Origin of the sequence: Pseudoalteromonas sp. GABNS16E (assembly GCF_028598715.1) — a bacterium.
Classification (GTDB): Bacteria; Pseudomonadota; Gammaproteobacteria; order Enterobacterales; family Alteromonadaceae; genus Pseudoalteromonas; species Pseudoalteromonas atlantica.
On the sequence record NZ_JAQREZ010000013.1, the window covers coordinates 62,242 to 86,869 of the forward strand.

Annotated in this window: 23 protein-coding genes and 1 pseudogene; 16 read left to right on the top strand and 8 right to left on the bottom strand. The window is 40.2% G+C overall.

What is annotated here, in order from left to right:
• Nucleotides 1-180: 180 nt before the first annotated feature.
• Both PSI06_RS07805 and PSI06_RS07810 read left to right on the top strand, forming a co-directional pair.
• Entirely contained in the window at nt 181-1,056 is an 876-nt protein-coding gene (locus PSI06_RS07805; RefSeq protein WP_273603517.1) for a LysR family transcriptional regulator, read from the top strand.
• 70 nt (nt 1,057-1,126) lie between these two features.
• Complete coding sequence (locus PSI06_RS07810) at nt 1,127-2,812, top strand: RluA family pseudouridine synthase (protein ID WP_273603518.1); 1,686 nt, start codon at nt 1,127-1,129, stop codon at nt 2,810-2,812.
• A gap of 190 nt (nt 2,813-3,002) precedes the next feature.
• On the opposite strand, the gene rnd is transcribed toward PSI06_RS07810, so the two are convergent.
• From rnd to PSI06_RS07825, 3 genes are all read right to left on the bottom strand, one after another.
• Nucleotides 3,003-4,133, bottom strand: a complete 1,131-nt coding sequence (rnd, locus tag PSI06_RS07815; RefSeq protein ID WP_273603519.1) for a ribonuclease D — start codon at nt 4,131-4,133, stop codon at nt 3,003-3,005.
• A gap of 51 nt (nt 4,134-4,184) precedes the next feature.
• A complete protein-coding gene (gene fadD, locus PSI06_RS07820; protein ID WP_273603520.1) occupies nt 4,185-5,837 on the bottom strand; it encodes a long-chain-fatty-acid--CoA ligase FadD in 1,653 nt (550 codons plus the stop codon).
• A gap of 115 nt (nt 5,838-5,952) precedes the next feature.
• On the bottom strand, nt 5,953-6,804 hold the full coding sequence (locus tag PSI06_RS07825) for an alpha/beta hydrolase (RefSeq protein ID WP_273603521.1): 852 nt from the start codon (nt 6,802-6,804) through the stop codon (nt 5,953-5,955).
• A gap of 579 nt (nt 6,805-7,383) precedes the next feature.
• Between PSI06_RS07825 and PSI06_RS07830 the strand changes: the two genes are divergently transcribed.
• The gene (locus tag PSI06_RS07830; RefSeq protein WP_273603522.1) at nt 7,384-8,673 is read left to right on the top strand and encodes an alkaline phosphatase; all 1,290 of its coding nucleotides are present in this window, start codon (nt 7,384-7,386) and stop codon (nt 8,671-8,673) included.
• A 64-nt stretch (nt 8,674-8,737) separates the two neighbouring features.
• Here PSI06_RS07830 and PSI06_RS07835 read toward each other — a convergent pair whose 3' ends face one another.
• The 3 genes from PSI06_RS07835 to PSI06_RS07845 form a co-directional block, all read right to left on the bottom strand.
• Nucleotides 8,738-9,067, bottom strand: a complete 330-nt coding sequence (locus PSI06_RS07835; RefSeq protein ID WP_273603523.1) for a hypothetical protein — start codon at nt 9,065-9,067, stop codon at nt 8,738-8,740.
• 68 nt (nt 9,068-9,135) lie between these two features.
• Nucleotides 9,136-9,840, bottom strand: coding sequence for a tRNA (adenosine(37)-N6)-threonylcarbamoyltransferase complex dimerization subunit type 1 TsaB (gene tsaB / locus PSI06_RS07840; protein WP_273603524.1), 705 nt, complete (start codon nt 9,838-9,840; stop codon nt 9,136-9,138).
• A 9-nt stretch (nt 9,841-9,849) separates the two neighbouring features.
• Nucleotides 9,850-11,766, bottom strand: coding sequence for an ATP-dependent DNA helicase (locus tag PSI06_RS07845; RefSeq protein WP_273603525.1), 1,917 nt, complete (start codon nt 11,764-11,766; stop codon nt 9,850-9,852).
• 395 nt (nt 11,767-12,161) lie between these two features.
• Here PSI06_RS07845 and PSI06_RS07850 point away from each other — a divergent pair, with 395 nt between their 5' ends.
• Both PSI06_RS07850 and PSI06_RS07855 read left to right on the top strand, forming a co-directional pair.
• The gene (locus tag PSI06_RS07850) at nt 12,162-13,445 is read left to right on the top strand and encodes a cation:proton antiporter (RefSeq protein ID WP_256846251.1); all 1,284 of its coding nucleotides are present in this window, start codon (nt 12,162-12,164) and stop codon (nt 13,443-13,445) included.
• A gap of 133 nt (nt 13,446-13,578) precedes the next feature.
• The gene (locus PSI06_RS07855) at nt 13,579-15,516 is read left to right on the top strand and encodes a cytochrome c/FTR1 family iron permease (protein WP_273603526.1); all 1,938 of its coding nucleotides are present in this window, start codon (nt 13,579-13,581) and stop codon (nt 15,514-15,516) included.
• A 58-nt stretch (nt 15,517-15,574) separates the two neighbouring features.
• Here PSI06_RS07855 and PSI06_RS07860 read toward each other — a convergent pair whose 3' ends face one another.
• A complete protein-coding gene (locus PSI06_RS07860) occupies nt 15,575-15,823 on the bottom strand; it encodes a hypothetical protein (RefSeq protein ID WP_273603527.1) in 249 nt (82 codons plus the stop codon).
• Between the two features lie 434 nt (nt 15,824-16,257).
• Here PSI06_RS07860 and hisG point away from each other — a divergent pair, with 434 nt between their 5' ends.
• The 11 genes from hisG (at nt 16,258) to PSI06_RS07915 (ending at nt 24,515) form a co-directional block, all read left to right on the top strand.
• Nucleotides 16,258-17,157, top strand: a complete 900-nt coding sequence (hisG, locus tag PSI06_RS07865) for an ATP phosphoribosyltransferase (RefSeq protein ID WP_273603528.1) — start codon at nt 16,258-16,260, stop codon at nt 17,155-17,157.
• A 5-nt stretch (nt 17,158-17,162) separates the two neighbouring features.
• A complete protein-coding gene (hisD, locus tag PSI06_RS07870) occupies nt 17,163-18,464 on the top strand; it encodes a histidinol dehydrogenase (RefSeq protein WP_273603529.1) in 1,302 nt (433 codons plus the stop codon).
• Complete coding sequence (gene hisC / locus PSI06_RS07875; protein WP_273603530.1) at nt 18,454-19,563, top strand: histidinol-phosphate transaminase; 1,110 nt, start codon at nt 18,454-18,456, stop codon at nt 19,561-19,563. The genes hisD and hisC overlap by 11 nt, the downstream gene beginning before the upstream one ends.
• Nucleotides 19,560-20,621: a bifunctional histidinol-phosphatase/imidazoleglycerol-phosphate dehydratase HisB gene (gene hisB, locus PSI06_RS07880; protein WP_273605003.1), complete on the top strand. Its 1,062-nt coding sequence runs from the start codon at nt 19,560-19,562 to the stop codon at nt 20,619-20,621. The genes hisC and hisB overlap by 4 nt, the downstream gene beginning before the upstream one ends.
• Nucleotides 20,618-21,208 carry an imidazole glycerol phosphate synthase subunit HisH gene (gene hisH, locus PSI06_RS07885; RefSeq protein WP_273603532.1) on the top strand — a complete coding sequence of 197 codons (591 nt, stop codon included), beginning with the start codon at nt 20,618-20,620 and terminating at the stop codon, nt 21,206-21,208. The genes hisB and hisH overlap by 4 nt, the downstream gene beginning before the upstream one ends.
• 33 nt (nt 21,209-21,241) lie before the next feature.
• Nucleotides 21,242-21,976: a 1-(5-phosphoribosyl)-5-[(5-phosphoribosylamino)methylideneamino] imidazole-4-carboxamide isomerase gene (locus PSI06_RS07890; protein ID WP_006793444.1), complete on the top strand. Its 735-nt coding sequence runs from the start codon at nt 21,242-21,244 to the stop codon at nt 21,974-21,976.
• Nucleotides 21,958-22,737, top strand: coding sequence for an imidazole glycerol phosphate synthase subunit HisF (hisF, locus tag PSI06_RS07895; protein WP_006793443.1), 780 nt, complete (start codon nt 21,958-21,960; stop codon nt 22,735-22,737). The genes PSI06_RS07890 and hisF overlap by 19 nt, the downstream gene beginning before the upstream one ends.
• Nucleotides 22,728-23,342, top strand: a complete 615-nt coding sequence (hisIE, locus tag PSI06_RS07900; protein ID WP_273603533.1) for a bifunctional phosphoribosyl-AMP cyclohydrolase/phosphoribosyl-ATP diphosphatase HisIE — start codon at nt 22,728-22,730, stop codon at nt 23,340-23,342. The genes hisF and hisIE overlap by 10 nt, the downstream gene beginning before the upstream one ends.
• A gap of 123 nt (nt 23,343-23,465) precedes the next feature.
• The gene (locus PSI06_RS07905; protein WP_273603534.1) at nt 23,466-23,960 is read left to right on the top strand and encodes a lipoprotein; all 495 of its coding nucleotides are present in this window, start codon (nt 23,466-23,468) and stop codon (nt 23,958-23,960) included.
• Nucleotides 23,961-24,146 carry a DUF1289 domain-containing protein gene (locus tag PSI06_RS07910; RefSeq protein WP_024031736.1) on the top strand — a complete coding sequence of 62 codons (186 nt, stop codon included), beginning with the start codon at nt 23,961-23,963 and terminating at the stop codon, nt 24,144-24,146. It begins immediately after the preceding gene.
• A 63-nt stretch (nt 24,147-24,209) separates the two neighbouring features.
• Nucleotides 24,210-24,515, top strand: a complete 306-nt coding sequence (locus tag PSI06_RS07915) for a glycosyltransferase family 25 protein (RefSeq protein WP_273603535.1) — start codon at nt 24,210-24,212, stop codon at nt 24,513-24,515.
• A gap of 17 nt (nt 24,516-24,532) precedes the next feature.
• On the opposite strand, the pseudogene PSI06_RS07920 reads toward PSI06_RS07915, so the two are convergent.
• Nucleotides 24,533-24,628 (bottom strand): annotated as a pseudogene (locus PSI06_RS07920) (IS5/IS1182 family transposase); the annotation flags it as partial.

A 24,628-nucleotide genomic window follows, 5' to 3' on the forward strand; every position in this document is an offset into this window, starting at 1 on the left:
CTATAGTTTTTTGTAATGTGTTCATTGTTATTCCTGTTTTTTTTAACAACCAAATTATTGGGCTGTAAGGCTAATGTTGAATTCGCAGCTAATATAACTTTTCGATTCACAAGCGAATAGATACAATAACGGCACAATACAATTCCGACTTTCAGAACAATGATTAACTATTTACGACACATGGCTATTTTTCCCAAAGTGGTTGCTGGCGGTTCATTTCGTATTGCAGCTAAGGAGCTTGGCATAGCACCTTCACGTGTTAGCCATAGTGTTTCTGACTTAGAACAGTTTTTAGGCGTCACTTTATTACATAGAACAACCCGTAAATTGTCGCTTACCCCTGAAGGTGAAAAATTTTACGCCCACGTAGAAAACATAACAAAACACGCAGAGGCAGGTTTGAACGAAATTAACTCTGTGGGTGATGAGCCTATAGGGTCTTTAAAAATATCGCTGCCCGCCTTTTTAGCAAGCTCCGAAATTTCAGCCGCGATAGCAGAATTTGTGCAAACCTACCCAAAAGTGAACTTGTCTCTTAATTACACAGACCAAGTAATAAATATAATGGATGAAGGACTCGATTTAAGTATTCGAGTTGGCTGGCTAGAAGACAGCTCACTCATGGCGCGTAAAATTGGAGAGAGTAAACGCTTTTTAGTTGCCTCAAGTAAGTACGCGAGTAAACATCAACCCCCTACGCATCCAAACGATTTAAAACAATGGGATTGGGTTCATTTTAGTATGCGCGGCAGCACTGTAGATTTTACCTCTCCAAATGGCGAAGTGGTGTGTATTTGTGAAAAGTCGCGCGTAAATGTAAATAGTGCGCTTGCAATAAGTCACTTTGTATCTGAAAACTTGGGTCTAGGCATATTGCCCGAAAACCTAGTAAAAAAACAATTAGCACGAGAAGAGTTCATTCACATTTTACCTAACTGGCAACTCAAGCCGCTTGGTTACTATGCTGTATGGCCAAATAATGCACGCAGAGAAAACCTAACACTATTATTAGTGCGCTTTTTAGCTAAGCGCGGTTTAATAACCGCAGAGGATTAAGCAAGTACCCCTTAAGTGAATATGTTATTATGGGCCCATTACTTTGCTTTATGCCTGCTATTACTTTGCTATGTTAAATCACGCTTCTTGTTTTACTTTATTTGATTGCTCTGTAGATTCTATACCGCTTCCAGATAAATTTACGTTTCCGTTTTACTACCAGCCTCATCCGTTATCTGTTTTAGCCGCAACACAATTGCAGCAGCAACTTGAAACGCATTTACCGTATAACGAAAATGACAGCAGCAATACAGCAACGAATGATGGCAAAATGTTTGGTGTACTGGTTGTAAAAAACCAGCAACAACAACTTGGCTTTTTAGCGGCGTATTCAGGCCAGCTCGAAAATTTAAATACAGATATAAAATGCGTGCCTAATGTATCTACAATGGCACTTGAAGATGTGGGTTATTTAAAAGAAAGTAAAATAATTAACGAGATAAATGCGCAAATACATGCCCTAGAAAATGCAAGTACATTGAATAAATTAACAGCGTCATTAAATGCCGATAAAGCCGCGTTTGTGCAACAGTTACACGCTCAACAAAGCGTAATGCAAGCCAATAGAAAAACACGTAAAAAGGCGCGCAGTGCACTTGCAATTGAGCACAGCCAAGCAATAACGCCTGAGCAACAAGCAAGCTTGAATGAACTGGCCAAACAAAGCATAGAAGATAAAAAATACTATCAAAGCATAAAAGATCACTGGCATGATAAAATAACTCAGCAACAGCAGGCGCTTAATGCCCTACACGACGAAATAAAACAGTTAAAAAAGCGCCGTAAAGTTTTATCTAAAAACCTACAAAAGCGAGTGTTTGCGCAGTACCAGTTTTTAAATGCAGAGCATGAAGTTAAAGATCTCAATGCCATATTTACAGCATTGCCAGAGCATACTCCGCCATCAGGTGCTGGAGATTGCGCTGCGCCCAAGCTATTACAATACGCTTATCTTAATAATTTAAAGCCAGTGGCTATGGCTGAGTTTTGGTGGGGGCCCGCACCTAAATCGGCAATACGCCAACATAAAAACTATTACCCTTCTTGCTACAGTAAGTGCCAACCTATTTTATCGCACATGTTAAAAGGCCTCAGCATAGAAGATAACCCGCTACTCGTTAACCCTGCTGAAGGTAAAACGCTGCCGATAGTCTATCAAGACGATGATATTGTTATTGTAAACAAACCCAGCGAGTTTTTATCTGTACCAGGTGTCAATATTGAAGATTCTGTGTATTTACGTATTCAAACGCAATTTCCACACGCTATAGGCCCGTTAATTGTGCACAGACTAGATATGTCTACATCAGGTTTATTAGTGGTAGCGCTCAATAAACGAGCCCACAAAGCACTACAAAAGCAATTTATTGCCCGCACCATTGATAAACGTTACATTGCGCTGGTTGATGGTATTGTGCCCAAGGACAGTGGCAAGATAGAGCTGCCATTGCGACTTGATTTTGACGATAAGCCACGCCAGCTTGTTTGTTATAAAAACGGCAAACCCGCACTTACTACATGGCAGGTACTTGAACGTAAAAACAATATTACACGTCTACAGCTCTACCCTAAAACAGGACGCACTCACCAGTTAAGGGTACACTGCGCTCATCACTTAGGGCTGAATATGCCTATTATTGGTGACACACATTACGGTAAAAAAGCCAACAGGTTATACTTACATGCCGAGTATTTGGCGCTAGATCACCCCATTACACATAAGCGTTTAACGTTCAGCGTAGCACCCGATTTTTAATACCAATTCGCAAAATTAAGTGATCTATTTTGAGGATGAAAAAACGTGTTGATAGCAAGGCAAAAAAATCGCTATTTAGTTGTTCTAAATGAGAATTTTTTAACGCAGATAGCGACACGTTTAGCCCCTAAAAATGATTAAATATTATTGCGAATTGGTATAACATAGCCTGTTAGCTTAGAAAGTGGGTTTAATTATCCCACTCTTTAAGTGCGTCTTTAACAAAACTGTAGCGCCAAGAATTAAGTAAATCAGGTTTAATATGATTTAGCTTTTGCTCATCGGTGAGTTTCCAATTCCAGCTAATAAGCTGATTAATTTGCTTTTTAGAGGCCATTACATCCTCTGGTATACCCAGCTCTTTTGCCACTTTCGTAATTTTTTGTTTAATATCTTTAGCTACTTTTTTATAAGCCGGAAAATCAATTAAACGTTTAAGCACAGGCGGATGCTCATCAACCGGGAGTGCTTTGGCCTTTTCAATACACTTTAGTATTTCGACCCCAGAGCGGTTTACTTCCATCGACTCAACACCCGGAATTTGTCTTAGCGTATTTAAGCTCGAAGGCCCACGTTTAGCAATTTCCGTCATGTTGTGCTCTTTAAGCACAAAGTTAAGCGCTAAATTTTTACGAATAGCTTTATTACGACGCCATACAGCTAATTCTTTTAATACCGCGAGCTCGTGCGGTTTTAGTTGCCATGCGTTTTTTATATCTTTGTAAAGCAGCTCATCTGGGGTTTGAAAGGCGCGTTTATTTGCAATTAACTCGCTCTCATTTATGACAATATCAAATAACTCAGCTTTATTTATACGCTCTATTATTAGTTCAAAACAAGGCAGTAAATGAAACGTATCAGCGGCTGCATAATCGAGCTGCTTTTTAGTTAATGGGCGCTGTAGCCAATTAGTTCGCGATTCACTTTTGTCTATTTCTATGCCTAATAGCTCTTTTACCATTAACGCAAAGCCCATACAGTTGCCTTCGCCTAAAAGCTGAAGAGCAAATTGTGTATCAAACAATGGAGCAGGTACAAAGCCTGCATACTTTTGAAATACTTCAATATCTTCTGAGGGTGAATGCAACACTTTCAGTACTGATGGATCTTGTAATATTTGCCAAAATTCAAATAACGAGAGTTCGGCAAGTGGATCTATAAGGGCGAGATGCTCACCATCATATACTTGAATAAGTGCAACTTCAGGGTACAAAGTACGGCGGCGCATAAACTCTGTGTCTATGGCTAAAATAGGCTTGTTTTTTATTTGCTCAACAAAGGTATTGAGTTGATTTTGTGTTTCGATCAATTGGTATTGCACTTAATCTCCTACAATAAAAAAGCCGGCTAATGCCGGCTTTTTTATAGTTTACTAATCTTTTAGGGCTCTTCTGAGAATTTTACCTACATTTGTTTTAGGTAACTCATCCTTAAACTCAACGAGTTTAGGCACCTTATAATTAGTTAAATTATCACGACAGTGATTTATTATATCTTTTTCAGTTAAAGAAGGGTCTTTTTTAACAACAAAAACTTTAACTTGTTCGCCACTTACATCGTGCGGAATACCAATAGCCGCTACTTCTAGTACGCCGTCGTGCATGGCAACCACTTCTTCTATCTCATTTGGGAACACATTAAAGCCCGATACAATGATCATGTCTTTTTTGCGGTCAACAATATAGAAGAAACCTTCATCGTCGTATGTGGCAATATCGCCGGTAGCAAACCAGCCATCTTGCAAACATTCTGAAGTTGCATCTGGGCGGTTATAGTAACCTAGCATAACTTGTGGGCCTTTAACCCATAGCTCACCGGGTTCACCTTTTGCCGCTTCTTCTCCGTTTTCAAGCATTAGCTTAATTTCGGTATTAGGAGCAGGTAAACCAATAGAGCCATTATAAGCTTCTAAATCGTACGGGCTTACAGTTACAAGCGGTGCACACTCAGTTAAACCGTAACCTTCCATCAATTTAGAATTAGTTACTTTTTGCCATTTTTCAGCTACAGGACGTTGTACCGCCATACCGCCACCTAATGACATTTTTAAATGACTAAAATCAAGCTCTGCAAACCCTGGTGTATTAAGTAACCCGTTAAACAGGGTATTTACACCGGTAATAGCAGTAAATTTATGCTGATTAAGCTCTTTAACAAATGCTGGCATGTCACGTGGGTTTGTAATTAATACATTCAAACCACCGTATTTCATAAACGTTAAGCAGTTAGCCGTTAACGCAAATATATGGTAAAGCGGTAATGCAGTAACAACAACTTCAGTACCACGGTCTAATACTTTATCTAAACAGCCCGATACTTGCTCAAGGTTACCAACCATGTTGCCATGACTTAACATCGCCCCTTTAGATACGCCGGTTGTACCACCCGTGTATTGTAAAAAGGCCAGATCAGATAAGCTCATTTCTGGACGCGTATACTTTGCAGGGTCACCTGCTAACACATCTGAAAACTTAATTGTATTTGGCAGGTTGTAGCTGGGTACCATTTTTTTTATGTATTTAACCACAAAATTAACGATATGCTTTTTAATACCACCCACCATGTCGCCCACTTGGGTAACAACAATGTGTTTTACATCCGTTTTTGCAAGTGCTTTTTCAAGCGTGTCTGCAAAATTAGCCAATATAAAAATAGCTGACGCGTCAGAGTCTTTTAATTGATGCTCAAGCTCTCGTACTGTGTAAAGTGGGTTTACGTTAACCACCACACAACCTGCACGTAAAATACCTAAAATAGCGATAGGCGTTTGTAATAAGTTAGGCATCATTACGGCAACTTTGTCGCCTTTTTTAAGACCTAAATCATTTTGAATATACGAGGCAACACGTTGTGTCGCTGTATCTATTTCATCATACGATAATGTTTTACCCATATTCGTAAATGCAGGTAAATCTTTGTAATCGGTAAAACTTTTTTCGAACACTTCGAGTAACGAGTTGTAATGCTCAGGATCGATTGTTTCAGGCATACCTTCTGGGTAGCGCTTAAGCCAGATTTTTTCCACTCTTAGCCCCTGTTTATAATTATATTTTTATTAACCTTAATCTAAGTAAGGCACTTTAACAATTGAGCAAATACTCTAATGCAGGAATAATCCCACATTTGGCGCTAATTTACAATTAACATGCACCATTTTTCAGCATAAAGGCTTGAATATGCTCAAAACATAACCCACTGCTTTGCATATGGCAATGATGCCCGCCATCTACATTAATTACCTTCAAGTTGTTGTAATAGCTAATATACTTGGCCAAATTTTGTTTTACAAACGAATAACCTTGGTTACCTAAAATTAATTGGCTTGGTGCAATTAATTGTTTTATTGCACCAATACATTGCGCTTCATCAAACCTAAAACCTGAGTGATTTTTAAGCTTAGGGTCTGTTGTTAACTCACACCCTAGTTCACTTTGCTTAATATTACGACTCATCAATAAGGTGATCAGCTCGTTATTTAAATCTGTTGTATTTGCACGCGCTTCGATAATCGCTGATTGCGATTTATAAACGCGCTTTTTTTTATTGTAGGCGCGCTCTCTGTTAAGTATCGCCCCTTTTAATTGCTCACATACTTCATCACTGGGGGTTGTAACACAGCCAATCCCTTCAATAAAGGTAACTGAATGCACATACTCACTAAAACAACTTGCAAATAAACCTGCCACCATTGCGCCCATTGAATGGCCGACTAAATGTACCTTTTTTGCCCCTAAGCTTTTTATAAGTTGGTACACATCGTCAATATAATCAACAAAATAATAATGAGCGTCCTGTGCGCGCCAATCAGATAGCCCATGCCCAGCAAAGTCAACACAATACCAAGTATGCTGCGGATTAACCTGACCCAACATAGGTGTAAAACTATTACTGTTATCTAGCCACCCATGCAAGGCTATAACCAGCTCATCGCCAGTGCCTTTTTGTAAGCCACGCAATGTTATATTTCTTGTTTTTATTTCAAATGGCTGCAACAGACACCTCTTTTTAACGTGCGACATTATTTATAACATACTAGTTGTCAGACCTCTAATACCAAAAGTTTATATATTTTTTATATTTATAAAGACCACTTTATTTGTAAGGTTAACTTTTGAATTTTAATTATGTATTTAATTTCAACAAGTTAAAATATTTTAAGTTTCATTAATTCAATAAATAATTACAAACAGAGCTTAAATACTCTTCAGGTAGGTAATGTATACCACTATATTCATTACACTATAATTAACATAACCTAAAAAAATGGCTGTATTGTTTTAGTGACAATTAGCCAAACCTGTTTATATACTTTGCTTTTTATTCTTACTTCATTTCATTATTATACGAGGGCGTATTGAACTTTGTGGATTGAAATTTGTTCAATCTACGGGCGGTTAAATCCTGGTACGAGGTTTGTAACCTTGTGGACGGAGTAAAAACCTAGCAAAAACTTAATCGCCTTAGATAGAATTTTTGGGCAGCGCATGTTTGGTATTTATGCTGCAAATTCAACACGCCGTAACCATATACAATTGTGGTGCTATTTAAACAGCACATTCATAGGGATAAAAATGAAAAACCAACTTAGCTTATTAGCGCTTTTATGTGCATCTACCAGTGTTTATGCAAGCGATGCACCTAAAAATGTAATTTATATGATTGGTGACGGGATGGGTCCTGCCTATACAACCGCTTATCGTTATTTTAAAGATGATCCAACCACCAAGCAGATTGAAACAACCGTATTTGATACTATTTTAACAGGCATGGCGCGTACTTACCCTGACGATCACACTTATGTTACCGACAGTGCTGCAGGTGCAACCGCACTGAGTAGCGGCCATAAAAGTTATAATGGTGCTATTGCAGTCGATACTGACAAAAAGCCTGTTAAAACCATGTTAGAAATAGCAAAAGAACGCGGTATGTCAACAGCATTAGTGGCGACCTCGCAAATTAACCATGCCACCCCAGCAAGTTTTGCTACACATAACGAATCACGTCGAAATTACGATGCGATTGCTAATGAATACATAGATAACAAAATTACCGGTAAACTCCCTGTTGATTTAATGCTAGGCGGCGGTACGCAGTATTTTATTAGAGAAGACCGTAACCTCGTTGATGAATTTAAAGCAGCTGGTTATCAATATAGCGATGATATAAAAAACCTTGGTCAGATCACGCAAGTACCGGCACTTGGCTTATACGCCCCAATGGGCCTGCCGTTTGCGCTTGATGCTAATTCAAACCACTTAACGCAACTAACAGCTAAAGCATTTGATTTACTCGACGGCCAAAATAAAGACGGCTTTTTTGTAATGATTGAAGGCAGCCAAATTGATTGGTGTGGACATGCTAACGATGTAGCCTGTGCCATGGCCGAAATGGATGACTTTGCACAGTCGATTGAAAAAGCAAAAGCCTATATTGATAAAAACCCTGATACTTTATTAGTGGTTACTGCAGATCATTCAACTGGTGGGTTAACCCTCGGTGCGCACGGACAATATAGGTGGGATACAGAAGTTATTAAAGGTGTTAAAGCAACAGCCGTTGAGCTAACAAAGCAATTACTCGCTGCTGATGACCTAGAGCCTATTTGGCGCGCCAACACAGGTATTGAATATACACCGGCTAATAAAGTAAAACTTGAACAAGCGAAAAAAATGGGCGAAACAGCGCTTAATTTAGCCATTAAAAGTATTATTAGTGAGGCCAGCTTTACTGGTTGGACAACAGGCGGACACACCGCTGTAGATGTACAAGTATTTGCCTACGGTAAAGGCAGTGAACACTTTAACGGTGCTCAAAATAATACAGATATTGCCGATAAACTAATTGGCTTTATTAAACAGTAGCCATAAGCTTACGCAAAAAGCCCGAACCTGTGTTCGGGCTTTTTATTTTTTACTGTTACTGGGGCTAAGCGTATATATCGACGCCTATTAAATCTTGTACTTCGGCGCGACGCTCTAAATTTGCAAATTCTGTATATGTTGAAATTGCTTTACTCACAGTTGGGCTTGGTTGGTCATAAATAGTTTGGCTGTACTTTGCGTTACTAGTGTTTTGACTAAAGTATTGATTAGCAAGCTCTACACCCGCTTTACTAGTTTTTACATAATCTGTGTTTGTTTTTTGACTGGTGCTATCATCCGCTAAGCCTTGTGGTTTAGAGGGTATAATTTTTGTAGAGGTAACCTTTGCAGGAATATCTCCAGTAAAAAAACCAGCGCCAATTGGCAAAGTCATAGATAACTTCCAACAATAAACATATTAAAAATTATGATTTAAAAACACCCAATTTGCAACTCTTGTGCTTATTCGCGACCCGGTAGTTTTTTCCATGTTACTGTATCGCGCACATATTTAGGTTGCGCATCACTTGCTTTAACAACCTCGCCCTTTAAAAAGGCCGTGTCTACATGGCTAAGCATATAGCGAGCATCTGGCAAAGTAATGGCTGTATTTATGGTTATATTGCTAACGTTTTTAAGTGCATCAGGGTAACTTTTAAATCCCGTGCCAACGGCAATCGCGTGTAACTCTTCACTGTTTATGTGCTCTTTGCTTAATAACTCTGGTTTTAAGACACACTCTTCATTTACCAACTCCATGCGTGCGTTATTTACCTGGTATTGGGCAAAATAAATTTCTCCCATGCGCGCATCTATAGCTGAATACACTACTGGTGCCTGCGTTTGCTCGTACGCTTGCTGGGCCATAATTGCCAAGGTTGATACGCCCACTAATGGTAAATTGGCTGAATAAGCTAACCCTTGTGCAATAGCAACACTAATGCGTACACCGGTAAAGCTACCTGGCCCTTGGCCAAAGCCAATAACGTCTAAGTCTTTTAATTTACACTGTGCTTTATTAAGAAGCTCATCAACTAAAGGGAGTATTTTTTGACTATGTTGCTGTGGACATTCTTCAAAATGATGAAATGTTTGGCCCTCAAAGTGTAAAACTAAAGATAACGCTTCGGTTGAAGCGTCTAGGGCAAGAATATTACTTTTAATCATTTTAGTACTCTAGTTAATGTGTTTTAAAAATGTGTTTGCATCTTCTAAGCTTCGCGTGCGACGCATCGGCGGTAAGCTTTTTAAAAATACTTGGCCATATTGGCGCGTTACTAATCGGTTGTCGCAAATAACAAGCACGCCTTTATCTTTGTTATCTCGTATTAAACGCCCCACGCCCTGCTTGAGCGCAATAACAGCTTGCGGTAACTGTATATAAGCAAACGGGTCTTTGCCTTGCATTTGACAATCTTGCATTTTGGCTTGCAGTAATGGGTCATCCGGTGCTGCAAAAGGTAACTTGTCGATAATAACACAGCTTAGCGTGCTACCACGTACATCAACCCCTTCCCAGAACGAGGCAGTACCTAACAATACCGCATTACCATGGCGCGTAAATTTTTCCAGTATTATACGCTTAGACATTTGCCCTTGCATATAAACAGGGTAGTCCATTTGTGTGGTTAACCCCTCAGCCACCAAATGCATCATTCGGTAACTTGTAAACAGTACAAAGCAACGCCCTTTAGCCGATTTAATCAGCTCTAGGGTTAATTTTATAATTGCATGAGGCATGTTCTCTGCGTGCGATTCAGGCAAATATCGTGGTAAGCATAAAAGCACCTGATTAGGGTAATCAAAGGGGCTATCAACCATCATACTTTGCGCAGGAGTAATACCTAAGCTTGCATTAAAGTGATCGAGCTTATTATCAACCGATAACGTGGCTGAGGTAAATACAAACCCTGCGCCGGTGTCTTTCATCATTTGAGCAAATTTAGCAGAGACATTAAGTGGCGTAATATTAACCGTTAAATAGCGCCGCGTGGTTTCGTACCAATAGCTAAAGCCCGTTTGTGCGGTATCAAAAACACGCTCTAACTGACCTTTAAACGCTAAAGTGCGCTCAAACGGATGCTCTATTTTATCACTGCGCTCTAGGCACAGTTTTAATACCTGATAAACAAAGTCTAAATCGCTAATTACCCGATGCAGCGCTGCGCAAATTAATTTATCACTGAGCTTTTCGCGCCAATCTCCTCGGCTTCCATCTACACCAAACTGTAAACGTAAATCAGCCACACTGGTTTCTAGCTTATTAAGGCTTTTTCCAAGTTGCAGCATATCGGGAATTTCTGCACGGTAAATAGCGCGTAAATCGTTAATTAAATCCACCAGCTTTTTAGTACTAATACTTTCACCAAAGTAATCACTAGCAATTTCGCTAAGCTGGTGTGCTTCGTCAAAAATATAAGCGTCGGCAGTGGGCATAAGTTCTGCAAAACCGGAGTCTTTTACTGCCATATCAGCAAAAAATAAATGATGGTTTATAACCACTACATCCGCTTCGGCTGCATTTAAACGCGCTTTGCGTATATAACATGATTGAAAGTCTGGACACTCTTTGCCTAAACAATTATCGGCTGTCGAATTAACATAGGGCAGTACCTTGGCATCTTCTTCAATACCAATACAGTCAGCTAAATCACCCGAGTGTGTTTCACTGGCAAATTTTGCAACCATAGCAAGTTGATGCATTACATCAGGATCGTCTATTGGTACATGGGCTACATGTTGGTTTAGCCTATAAGTACACAGATAATTAGCGCGCCCTTTTAATAATGCGGTTTTTTTAGATGCATTAAGTGCTTTTACTAGCTGAGGTAAATCGCGGTGGTATAACTGCTCTTGCAAGGCCTTAGAGCCTGTTGAGATAATTGTTTTACCCTTAGATTTAAGGGCAGGCGCTAAATAGGCAAACGTTTTACCTGTACCAGTGCCCGCTTCAACCACTAACTGCGTGCTATTTTTTAATGCATCGTTAACGGCAACGGCCATATCAATTTGAGGTTGGCGTGGCGTGTATCCATCTAAAGATAACGCTAACGGCCCGGTTGCACTAAACAGCTGTTTGATAATACCAGTCACTTTACAAAAAATAATAGCGAGATTTTACGTAAGCCTGGCTATAAGGGCAAGCCAATTGAAATTAGAGTGTCTTAAAAAATGCAGGAAAAACCAACCCCACAATTTGTATACATATATTTACACTAAATTACACTTTTAGCCGCGCACAATAGTTACGTTTACTTTATTCAATTAACGGCATTAATTAGCCATTACGTTGCCTAGGCAACTTTGTATTAATCTCTTCATTACAAGCAATAACACCAGTAAATTTGCATTAACTATATGTCTCCTAAAGACATAAAAAAAGTGCTAAAAGCCCCATAAATACTGTGACACAGCCTAGTCACAGGAGTAATATACGGCTCGTTTAATTCGCTCTTTTTTGTTCTCTAAAATAAATTTAAGGTTAGCCAATGAATGCTTGGTATCTCATTTGTTTTCTCTCTGCTATCGCAATTTTTATTGCTTATGCAAACCAGTATGTTCTTAAAATGCAAACAACGATTGCTATAACGACAGGCTCGGTTGTTATATCGTTGTTATTAATTATTTCAGTTAAGTTATTAGGCGATACAACTGCATTAGAGATGACGCAAATTGTAGCCAGTATTAATTTTAATGAATTGCTTTTAAAAGGCATGCTTGGATTTTTGTTATTTGCAGGTGCTTTAGAAATTAACCTGTTGGCACTGCGTAAACAACGATGGGAAATAACCGCTTTAGTTTTGTTCTCTACCGTAGTCTCTACTTTTTTAATTGGCTATTTAAGTTTTTATATTTTTGCTGCTCTTGGCTGGCCCGTCCCTTTTATTTATTGTTTACTTTTTGGCGCCTTAATAAGCCCAACCGATCCAATTGCTGTACTGGCAATTATTAAACAATTACGCGCCCCTGAAGGTATTTCGGTACAGGTAGAAGGCGAGTCTTTATTTAACGATGGTATTGGTTTGGTAATTTTTACTACGCTGTTTTCTGTTGCATTTTTTGGCACCGATGCCAACCCAGCCGACATTGCAGAGCTGTTTTTTGTTGATGCCATAGGTGGAATCGTGTTTGGCTTAGCAATGGCCCTTGTGGGTCACTTTTTAATTATTAACTGTAAAGATGTAAATATACGCCTATTAATAACCTTAACCATTCCAACTGCGGGTTTTGCAGCTGCCAATGTATGGGAAATATCAGGCGCGCTTGCCATGGTAACCAGTGGTATTATTTTAGGTAATATTACTCGCGCAAAAGCAACCGAGCGTACAGGGCCTGAAAACACGCGCTATATTAAAGACTTTTGGCACGCCACCGACAGCTTTTTAAACGCTTTGTTGTTTTTGATTATTGGTATGCTGATTGTCACTATGCCAGTAACAATGGGTGAAATTGGCTTAGGCCTTGTTATGATCCCTGCTATTTTATTAGCTCGTTTTATTAGTGTTGGTGCGCCATTTGTAATATTTAAGCGCTTTAAAAACTACGACAAACACAGCGTTAAAATTTTAACTTGGGGTGGTTTACGTGGCGGTTTAGCATTAGCTATGGCTGCAGCTATTCCTCGTGATCAAGTATTTATATCAGGCAGTGATCTGCATGATTTAATCGTTATTGTGACCTATGTTGTGGTTATATTTTCTATTATTGTGCAAGGTTTAACTATCTCACCTCTCATTCAAAGTAGTATTAAATCTGCCGAGCAAAATCACTAAGTTTTCTTTATTAAACCCGCAGTCTATTCACTGCGGGTTAGTTATTTATGGGGGATTATTTTTAGCACGGTTTTATTTATTTTAAGCGTAATAAAAATAGTTTTAATTTTAAATGTTTTTTATAGGGCTAATTATGTCCAGTAAGTATACAAGTGTTTTTTCGTTATTTTATGGCATTACACGTCGCCACGTTTTTCTATTTCCTTTGTTCTTACTCACTTTTTTATGTTTTTCTGCTTTTGCCTCTACGCCTGCCGAGCAAGCTAAAATTAAGCAAATATCACAACTTGCAGAGTACGTAGGGGTTGATTACGTTGGCGCGGTGCAAAAAGGCGAGGTACTTAGTAAAGACGAATTTCAAGAAATGTCTGAGTTTGCAAATTTAATAAGCACACTAGCCACACAGTTAAGCAGTGCTAATAATCAATACAGTCATATAAAAATACAAGCTGGCGCCTTACATAACGCCATTATAAATAAACAAAGCGTACAAAGTGTTCGTGCTGCGAGCTCAAAGCTTAGGGAGTCTTTGCTTGAATTTATACCGCAGCTTTCTTTGCCTTCATCTTTATTACCCCTAAAACAAACAAAGGCACTTTTTTCAGAAAACTGCTCTATGTGCCATGGCATAAATGGTCAAGGTGATGGCCCACTTGCTAAAGGTTTAACACCACAGCCCACCAACTTTACGGATAAAGAGCGAGCCACAAATCGCACAATTATGGGATTATATGAAGCTGTATCCAATGGCATAGACGATACGCCAATGGTTTCTTTTAGCCAATTTAATGAGCAACAACGTTGGTCACTCGCCTTTTATGTAGGCAGTTTAGCTTTTCAAGATATAACTAAGCCGCAACACAATAACCAGACAATCAGCACTTCAGACATCATTAATCTTAACCCTGCGCAGCTTTCACAAAATCAATCCCCTGCCCAAGTTCAATTTATTAAGTGGCTTCGCGGTAATCCTGAACACTTATTTAAAAACAAAGCTGAGCCACTTAGCGTTGCACGCTCGCAACTTATTGCAGCGCAAAATGCACATGCTAATGGTGAATATGCAAAAGCCAGCGAACTGGCTATCAGTGCCTATTTAGATGGCTTTGAGCTGATAGAAAATAACTTAAATGCATACGATGAAAGCTTGCGTAAAAGCATTGAAGTACAATTGATGAACTTACGTAACACATTCAAAAATGAAAAAAACACCGAGCTTGTCAGTGCGCAAGTTAACGCTGTACTTGCACAATTAACAAAAGCAAACAACCTACTTAATGACACCACACTCAGTGATGGCGCTTTGCTATCAGCCAGTTTAGTTATTTTGCTACGCGAAGGCCTAGAGGCACTATTAGTTGTTATTGCGCTAATGACCGTACTTATAAAAACCAAACGCCAAGATGCGCTTAAATATGTTCATATTGGCTGGGTAATGGCCCTCATAGCAGGTGGTTTAACATGGGCAGCAGCGCAAACATTAATACAAATAAGTGGTGCCAGCCGCGAAGTAATGGAAGGTATAGGCGCCCTATTTGCAGCTATTATTTTGCTATATGTTGGGGTATGGATGCACAGTAAAACCAGTGCTCAGCAGTGGCAGGCATATATTCAGCAAAATATTAATACGCGATTAGAGTCTGGTACACTGTGGGGGCTCGCGGGCCTCTCGTTTATAGCGGTATATCGTGAAGTGTTCGAGACGGTATTATTTTATCAGTCGTTATTAACGCAAAGCTCGCAAGCACAGTATTCATCGCTCGCGATGGGCTTTGCATTGGGTGTGGTTTTATTAGCGCTTATTGCATGGGTGTTAGTTAAATATTCGATTAAGTTACCTATTGCTAAGTTTTTTGCTTATACAACGTATTTATTATTTGCACTTGCCTTTGTATTAATGGGTAAAGCTGTCATTGCATTACAAGAGGCTGATATAGTCGCGATTAGTGTAATGCCGATAAACTTTGATATTGCACTACTGGGTTTAAAATCTACGTGGCAAGGCTTTATAGCCCAACTTACCGTAGCTGTTATATTTAGCTTTTACATTATTAAAGCTAAAAAACGCTAGCAAACACACCCTTAATAGTAAAAAGTTGTGCGTGGCTTTTTACTATTAAGGGTTTAGATCATGCCCATGTATCTAAATGTTTATTCCCTTCGTCATCTACAGTAATCGCTTTTTCATTAGCTGCACTTGCACTTTTTTTGCCCTGCGCCTGCGCTAATCTTTTTTTGTTGAGCGTCTGCTTTTTTTCATTTTCAAGCTTAATTTTTTGCGCTTGTGGCATATTTTGCACACCTGCAATATGAAATGTACTTTTTGTCTCAAGCTCTAACCGCGAAATTTTCCCTAAAAAAGGGATCATTATATCCATACTCCCCTCCTAAACCTGTTTATTAAAAATTAGATAAATTGACCAACAAAGCCCAACTTGCCTACAATTTAAACATTAAAACAACTAAAAATACTGTTTAGCTCTCAATATTATCGGCAGTTATAAGATATGCTTTAATTTGGTAAAAAAAACTTGCCTTAGCTAGGCGGTTTATGTTTTTATGAATGCGAAATTTATTGAAACAGATTAAAGCTTAACGCTCACTAAATAGCGGTAAGCAAAATAGGATACAAAAATGCGCTTAAACCTGACAACAGTACATCATCACCACCATTCACCGGAATAACCTGTCAGGTCTTTCGCTGAGAGGTTATTCCTAAAAGGAACCTCTGGCGATTCAAAACACATTGATTCATTTTCGCCCTGAGGTTCCCCTCGGGTTTTTTAGTTTTTAAATTAAAGGAAAATGAATAATGAGTAACACAAATCGTCTACGTATCGCCATCCAAAAAGGCGGTCGCCTGTCTAAAGATTGTCAAGATTTACTAAAGCAACTAGGTGTTAAATTAAACCTACGTGAGCAACGCTTAATTGCACACTCAACCAATATGCCAATTGACGTACTTCGTGTGCGCGATGACGATATTCCGGGCTTAGTAATGGACGGTGTTTGTGATTTAGGTATTGTTGGCGAAAACGTACTAGTAGAAGTACAAGCCGAACGTGAACGCCAAGGTGTACCAAGCGAAGTTAGCAAACTAGCAAAACTAGACTTTGGTTACTGCCGCCTTGCACTTGCATGGCCACAAGAGCTTGGCCCACGTGATAAAAGCTGGTTTGAAGGCAAACGTATTGCAACAACCTACCCAGAAATATTAACGCAATGGTTAAAGCGCGAAGGCATTAATGCAAGCACTGTAATGCTTACAGGCTCAGTAGAAGTAGCCCCACGAGCCGGTCTTTCAGATGCAATTTGTGATTTAGTTTCTACCGGTGCAACGCTTGAAGCGAACGGATTAATTCAAGGTGATACAATTTTAGAATCAAACGCGTGTTTAATTCAAAATAAAGACCTGCAAGATGAAGACAAACTAGCGCTAATCAATAAGCTTATGCCGCGCCTTCGTGGTGTTAAACAAGCTAAAGAAAGCAAATACATTATGCTACACGCGCCAAAAACTAAACTTGATGAAATTTGCGAAATTTTACCAGGCTCTGGCCAACCTACTCTGCTTGCACTTGCTGGTAACGAAGAGTACGTAGCGCTACACATGGTAAGCAGCGAAACATTATTTTGGGAAACAATGGAGCAGCTTAAATCCCTAGGCGCTAACTCTATTTTAGTAATGCCAATTGAAAAAATGATGGAGTAAGTACCATGCTTCGTTGGAATGAGGAATCTTCACAAGTACAAGCAGCGGCACTAATGCGCCCTGCGGTTTCTGCCAGCGCAAAGGTTGAAGCTATATGCCAAACAATTATGAGCGATGTGAAAGAGCAAGGTGATAAAGCCTTACTTGATATGGCTAAAAAGTTTGATAATAGAGCTAACCCTCGTTTACGTGTACCGCTTGATGAAATAAACGCATCAGAGCAAGCACTAAGCGCAGAGCTTAAATACGCAATTGACACCGCTTATGCAAACGTTAAACGTTTTCACGAAGCGCAATTGCCTAAAGATATTAAGTTATCAACCCAACCTGGCGTTGAATGTGAACTGAAATATCAGGCCATCGAAGCTGTGGGTATTTATGTACCTGGTGGCAGTGCTCCACTGCCATCATCGGTTATTATGCAAGGTGTACTTGCACAATTAAGTGGTGCTAAAACCGTCGTTCTTGCAACTCCTGTGCAAGGTGATGAAAGCATTAACCCTGCGATTTTATATGCAGCTAAGTTATGTGGCATTACAACTTTAATTGAAAGTGGTGGCGCAGGTGCAATTGCCGCAATGGCCTACGGCACTGAATCAGTGCCTAAAGTGAACAAAATTTTTGGCCCAGGTAATAGCTTTGTAACGATGGCCAAACAGCTTGTTGCGCAAACAATTCCTGGAATGGCAATCGATATGCCAGCAGGCCCCTCTGAAATATTAGTGATTGCAGATGAGCGTGCAAATCCAGAATTTATAGCGGCAGATTTACTCTCGCAAGCTGAGCACGGCGCAGACTCGCAAGTAATTTTATTGTGTAACAGCGAAAGTATCATTGAGCAAACGCAGCAGGCACTTACACGCCAGCTTGCTAAATTAAGCCGTAAAGATACAGCCGAGCAAGCTCTGGCTAATTCATCACTTATTTTAGTCGACTCTGTTGAGCAAGCATTTGACGTATCAGCGCAATATGGCCCTGAGCACTTAATTTTGCAATTAGCAGATTCAACACCTTACTTAGATAAAGTAAAAAATGCAGGCTCGGTATTTGTTGGCGACTACACGCCAGAATCAGCGGGCGATTACGCATCGGGTACTAACCACGTGTTACCTACCTACGGTTACAGTGCAACCTATTCAAGCTTAAACTTGCTTGATTTTTTCCGCACTTACACAGTACAAACTATAAGTAAAAGTGGCCTAACACAGCTGTCAAAAGCTATTTTGCCACTAGCAGATGCAGAAGGCCTTGATGCACACGCAAATGCGGTTTCAATTCGTTTAGAGGCAATTAAAAATGAGCAATGAGAGCGCACAAGCGACTAGCTTATTACCACAAAATATTGCAGCTCTTGCTGCCTATAGCTCTGCTAAAAGTGAAAAGCTAACAGGGTCAACGTGGTTAAATGCCAATGAAAGCCCGTACGCTAAAAATATTGAACTGAGTATTGAAGATTTAAATCGCTACCCAGATCCACAGCCGCAATTGGTTATTGACCGCTATGCTGCGTATGCAGAGCTTGAAAGCGAAAACGTATTAATGACGCGCGGCGCCGATGAAGGCATTGAGCTTTTAGTACGTACCTACTGCGAACCTGCAAAAGACAGCATTGCGTTATTTTTGCCAACTTACGGTATGTACAAAGTAACCGCTGATACGCACAACGTTGCAATCAATGGTTTAACCCAAGCGCTATTACTTGATGGCAGTGTTGATGAAATAGTTGAGACAGTGGGCAGCTCAAAATTAGTGTTTATTTGTAATCCAAATAACCCAACCGGTAGCTTAACCCCCCTTGAAAAAGTAAAAGCAATTGCAACAGCGCTTACCGGTAAAGCTTTAGTTATTGTTGATGAAGCCTATATTGAATTTTGCCCTGAGCAAAGTGCTACAGCGCTGATTAACGAATATAGTAATGTAGTGGTACTGCGCACTTTATCTAAAGCGTTTGCGCTTGCAGGGCTAAGAACCGGTTTTACACTTGCACAAGAAACTGTACTTGCACCTATTCGTAAAGTGATTGCGCCGTATCCGGTATCGGGTGTGGTAGCAAGTATTGCAGCACAAGCCATAGCACCTGATGCAATTACATCAATGCGCCGCCAAGTGACTATTTTAAATAGTTTAAAAGCTAAACTTGTACAGTGGTTAAACGCATCCCCTGCTGCATTAAAAATTCTCACTGGTGAAGGTAACTTTGTTACCTTAAAATTAGCCGACAAAAACTACTTTAAAGTAGCACTTGAACAAGGCTTAGTGATGCGCGCGTTTACCCTATACGGTGAAGACGATTGGCTACGTATCTCCATTGGTAATGAGCAAGAACTTGAGCAAGTAAAAATTTGGTTAGATGGCCTTGATAAGCCAGCAACCTCACCTCTTTTATCAGGACAAGAAGTATCATGAGTAACCCCTATTTATTTATTGACCGTGACGGCACCATAATTGAAGAGCCAATCACCGACAAACAGGTAGACAGCCTAGAAAAATTAGCGTTTTTACCTGGTATTATCCCGGTTTTATTACAGTTACAAGCCGCAGGGTACCGCTTAGTAATGGTATCTAACCAAGATGGCTTAGGCACAGACAGCTTCCCGACTGCTGACTTTGATATAGCACAAGATAAAATGATGGACATACTGCAAAGCCAAGGCATTAGCTTTGACGAGGTATTAATTTGTCCACACTTTGACGAGCAAAACTGTGATTGCCGTAAACCTAAAACAGGTTTATTAACTGAGCTTATACGCTCAGGCAAAGTTGATTTAGCTCGCTCATACGTGATTGGCGATCGTCAAACCGATATTGGCCTTGCTAAAAACTTATGTTGTGAAGGCATTTTGTATGATGGCAGCTGGCCTGCCATTGTTACAAAGCTTACAACTGCCAACCGTGAAGGTCGTGTTACGCGTAACACCAAAGAAACCCAAATTGATGTAGCCATAAACCTAGATCAAACTAAAAACGGTAGCATTGAAACCGGCCTTGGCTTTTTTGATCATATGCTTGATCAAATTCGCACCCACGCCAACATTGGTTTAAATATTAAAGCGAAAGGCGATTTACACATAGATGAGCACCACCTTGTTGAAGACATAGGTATTGCCCTAGGTGTCGCGCTTAAACAAGCGCTTGGCACTAAATCGCAAATAGCGCGCTATGGTTTTGCACTGCCAATGGATGAGTGTAAAGCTGAAGCACAAATTGATTTATCGGGCCGCGCTTCATTTGTATTAAACGCTAACTTTAGCCGTGAAAAAGCCGGCGATTTAGACGTACAAATGGTTGAGCACTTTTTCAAAAGCTTAAGCGATAATGCCGCTATTAGCCTTATTTTATCAGTGAGCGACGGTAACTGTCATCACCAAGTAGAAGGCTTATTTAAAGCGTTTTCACGTGCCCTTCGTATGGCAGTAGCACAAGACACGACCCAACAAACAGCCAGCTCTAAGGGATGTTTATGATTGCCATAATTAATACCGGGTGTGCCAATATAAATTCAGTTCGTTTTGCCTTTGAACGCTTAGGTCAAACGCCAACAGTCATTACCTCGCCAGAGCAATTAGCCGGCTTTGAGCGTGCTATATTACCAGGCGTTGGCCATGCATCAGTTGCCATGAAACGCCTTGTAGATAACGGCTGGCAACAAGCTATAAACGAATACCAGCGCCCACTTATGGGAATTTGCTTAGGTATGCAGTTACTGTGCGAAAGCACCGAGGAAGGTAAAGTACAATGCTTAGGTAAAATACCAGGCCAAGTAAAAGCCCTTGATGTTGGCAGTTTAACGTCGCCGCATATGGGTTGGAATAACTTAAGCGTAAATAAAGAGCATGCACTTACCAAAGGCTTAACACAAGACGAGCAAGTGTACTTTGTACATAGCTTTGCGCACACCGTAAACGATGCAACACTTGTAAGCGGCCAGTACGGCCAAACCTTTTCAGCCATTGTTGCAAAAGACAACTACGCTGGCATGCAATTTCACCCAGAGCGCAGTGCAAAAGTAGGCACACGTTTATTACAAAATTTTGTTGATTGGCAGTTATAAACGGCCCATTAACCAACAATAAAGAGATTATTTGTGATTATTCCAGCATTAGACGTATTACAAAATCAAATTGTTCGTTTATACCAAGGTAAGTACGACACCGCTCAGTTTTACCCTTTTGAGCTTGGCGCACGTTTAAAAGAATACGCCGACAGCGGCGCAGGTAAATTGCACCTTGTAGATTTAGAAGGCGCACGCGATCCAAGTAAAAAACAGTGGCAACATATTCAAGCTGCAACGAAAGCGCTTAACGTACCGTATCAAGTGGGCGGCGGTATTCGCTCAGAGCAGGATGTAAGCGATTGGCTAAAAGCCGGTGCTAACCAAGTTGTTATTGGTTCTATGGCGGTAGAAAAACGCGAGCAAGTAAAAGCCTGGATTGAACAATTTGGCGCCGAGCACTTTGTTATTGCCCTTGATGTAAATAAAACAGCCACGGGCTGGGCACCTGCAACCCATGGTTGGTTAAGTGAATCTGAGTTTGGTTTACTTGAGCTTGTAGATTTTTATGTAAGCTTGGGCGTTATTGATTTTTTATGTACGGACATCAGTAAAGATGGCACCATGACGGGCCCATCGTTTGAGCTTTATGAAGATTTAACTCGCCATAACAGCACCATTAAAGTACAAGCTTCGGGTGGCGTAAGCTCACTTGATGACATTAAAAAGCTTAAAGAGCTGGGCGTAGGAGGCGTTATTTTAGGTAAGTCACTACTTGATGGCGCATTTAGTGTTGAGGAGGCCTTGGCATGTTATCAAAACGCATAATCCCGTGTTTAGATGTAAAAGACGGCCAAGTAGTAAAAGGCGTTAAATTTAAAGGCCACGAAATAGTGGGCGATATTTTAACAATGGCAAAAGCATACAGCGATGCCGGCGCCGATGAACTGGTTTTTTATGAAATCAGCGCAAGTGTTGAAAAACGCCTACTTGATGTAAATTGGGTAGAGAGCATTGCCCGCCACATCGATATTCCATTCTGTGTGGCTGGCGGTATTAAGTCGGTAGCCGATGCAGCACGTGTACTAGAGCGTGGCGCTGATAAAATAAGTATTAACAGCCCCGCTATTGCCCGCCCTGAGCTTATAAAAGAGCTACACGATGAATTTGGTAAGCAATGTGTTGTTGTAGGTATTGATAGCTTTTACGATGAAGTGACCGGCGAATATTTAGTGTACCAATTAACCGGCGATCCTAATGCATCAAGCCGTACACGTTATAAAACCGAGGAATGGGTTAAACGCGTACAAGACTTAGGCGCTGGTGAAATTGTTTTAAACTGTATGAACCAAGATGGCGTACGAAACGGTTACGACAATGAGCAGCTAAGTAAAATGCGCGCATTGTGTAATATTCCTTTAATTGCATCAGGCGGTGCAGGCAGTATGCAAGACTTTGTTGATGTATTTAAACAAAGCGAAGTCGATGGCGCATTAGCAGCAAGCGTTTTTCACAAAAATGTGATTAACATTGGCGAATTAAAACAATTTTTAACTGATAACCAAGTGGCAGCAAGACTATGCAAGTAACACAACAAAACCAAACTCAAGTAGATTTTGCTAAAAGCGAAATGATCCCTGCGATTGTTCAAGATGCTCGCTCTGGTGTTATTTTAATGCAAGGCTTCATGAACAGCGAAGCACTAAAGGTAACGCTTGAAAGTAATAAAGTAACCTTTTACTCGCGTTCAAAGTCACGTTTATGGACCAAAGGTGAGTCATCAGAAAACTACTTAAACGTAGTATCGGTGCATACCGATTGTGACTACGACTCAATTTTAGTACTGGCTAACCCAGAAGGCCCAACATGTCACTTAGGCACACAAAGCTGCTTTGGTGATGGCGCAAAACCTAGCCTAAGCTTTTTAGCGCAATTAGAAGATGTGATTGTTGAGCGTAAAAACGACGACCCATCAAAAAGCTACACAGCTTCATTGTTTGCTAAAGACTTAAGCCGTAGCTGTCAAAAAGTAGGTGAAGAAGGCGTAGAAGTAGCGCTTGCTGCAATGAAACACGATAACGATGAGCTTACTAACGAATCGGCTGATTTAATTTATCACCTTACTGTGTTGCTACAACGCCAAGGCTTAGCCCTAGAAGACGTTGTAAAATGCCTACAAGGTCGCCATAAATAATACAGCTGCTTTATTTTAGCGCATTTACAGGCCCATATTTTATGGGCCTTTTTACGTTATGGTATTTATTTTTTTACATAGGTTGCGTATGGTGCAGCTTATCTAATTCTTTTAGCGTTGCTTATGAATAAATCAATTATCACAGCTTTATCCTTATTGGTACTAACAGGCTGTGTAAGCCAAAAAGCCCCTGCGCCTAAAATAGTAAAAACGCAAAACGCATGTAGCCCACTAAACACATTACTTAATGCGAACACTAACGGCTTTAATGCAGTAAAAGCAAATAAAGTGGGAAATGATTTTATAAACCAGTGGCGTGCTAATACTCATTTTATAGGTAATACCTGCACCATTACTCAACATAATAAGCAGTTTAGTTATCAATGCACGAGTGAAAACAAACAAGCCCATGCCACAAATCTACATATACAAACAGTGGATAAAATACATCAATGTGTAGCGTCACAAGGCTGGTACGAAAATACGAAAGAGTCAGCAACTTCAATCAGTAGTAACTTTGTTTTGGATGAAGCTCACCCAGTTATCACCTTATTTACCTCTCAAAGCAGAACGCGCTATATTACCCGTTTTGAAATTGCTCCACCGCTAGGAAATTAAATGCAAAAACCCACACACTCAAACACTAAGTTAAAAACAGACTGTTTAGGCATATGTGAGCGCCGCAGCGGTTATTGCACTGGCTGCGGGCGAACTAACGAAGAAATATTTGATTGGATCATCCTCAGCCAAGAAGAAAAAAACGCCATTTTAGCGCAGCCGCGAGCTGACTTAAAAAAGCCATAAATTTGCCACTTGCGTGTAACAGCCCCCCTTTAGTATTGCTAAAAACGGTAGGGGGGGAACATCATGGCAGCATTATTTGTAATAAACTTAGCGCGCTCCGCGCAGCGACTCGCAAATACTCAAACGCAACTGGCACGTGTTAACTTGCCATTTGAACGGATTGATGCCGTAGATGGCGCACAATTGAGTACACAACAAAAGTTCCTACATTACAGCCCGCAATTAAATAAACAGCAGTATCACTATCCGCTAAGCAATGGTCAAATTGGCTGCTATTTAAGCCACCGTAAAGCATGGCAAAAAATAGTTGATGAAAAACTAGATTACGCGATTGTGCTCGAGGATGACTTTTATATTAGGGGCTGTTGATCTTTGTAGTACATATATCAATCAGCCCACATTGGTAGCCACATCATAGTAAATGCTAAAGCGAGCATTGAATGATAATTTCGTTCAAGCTTTTCATACCGCGTGGCTATCCC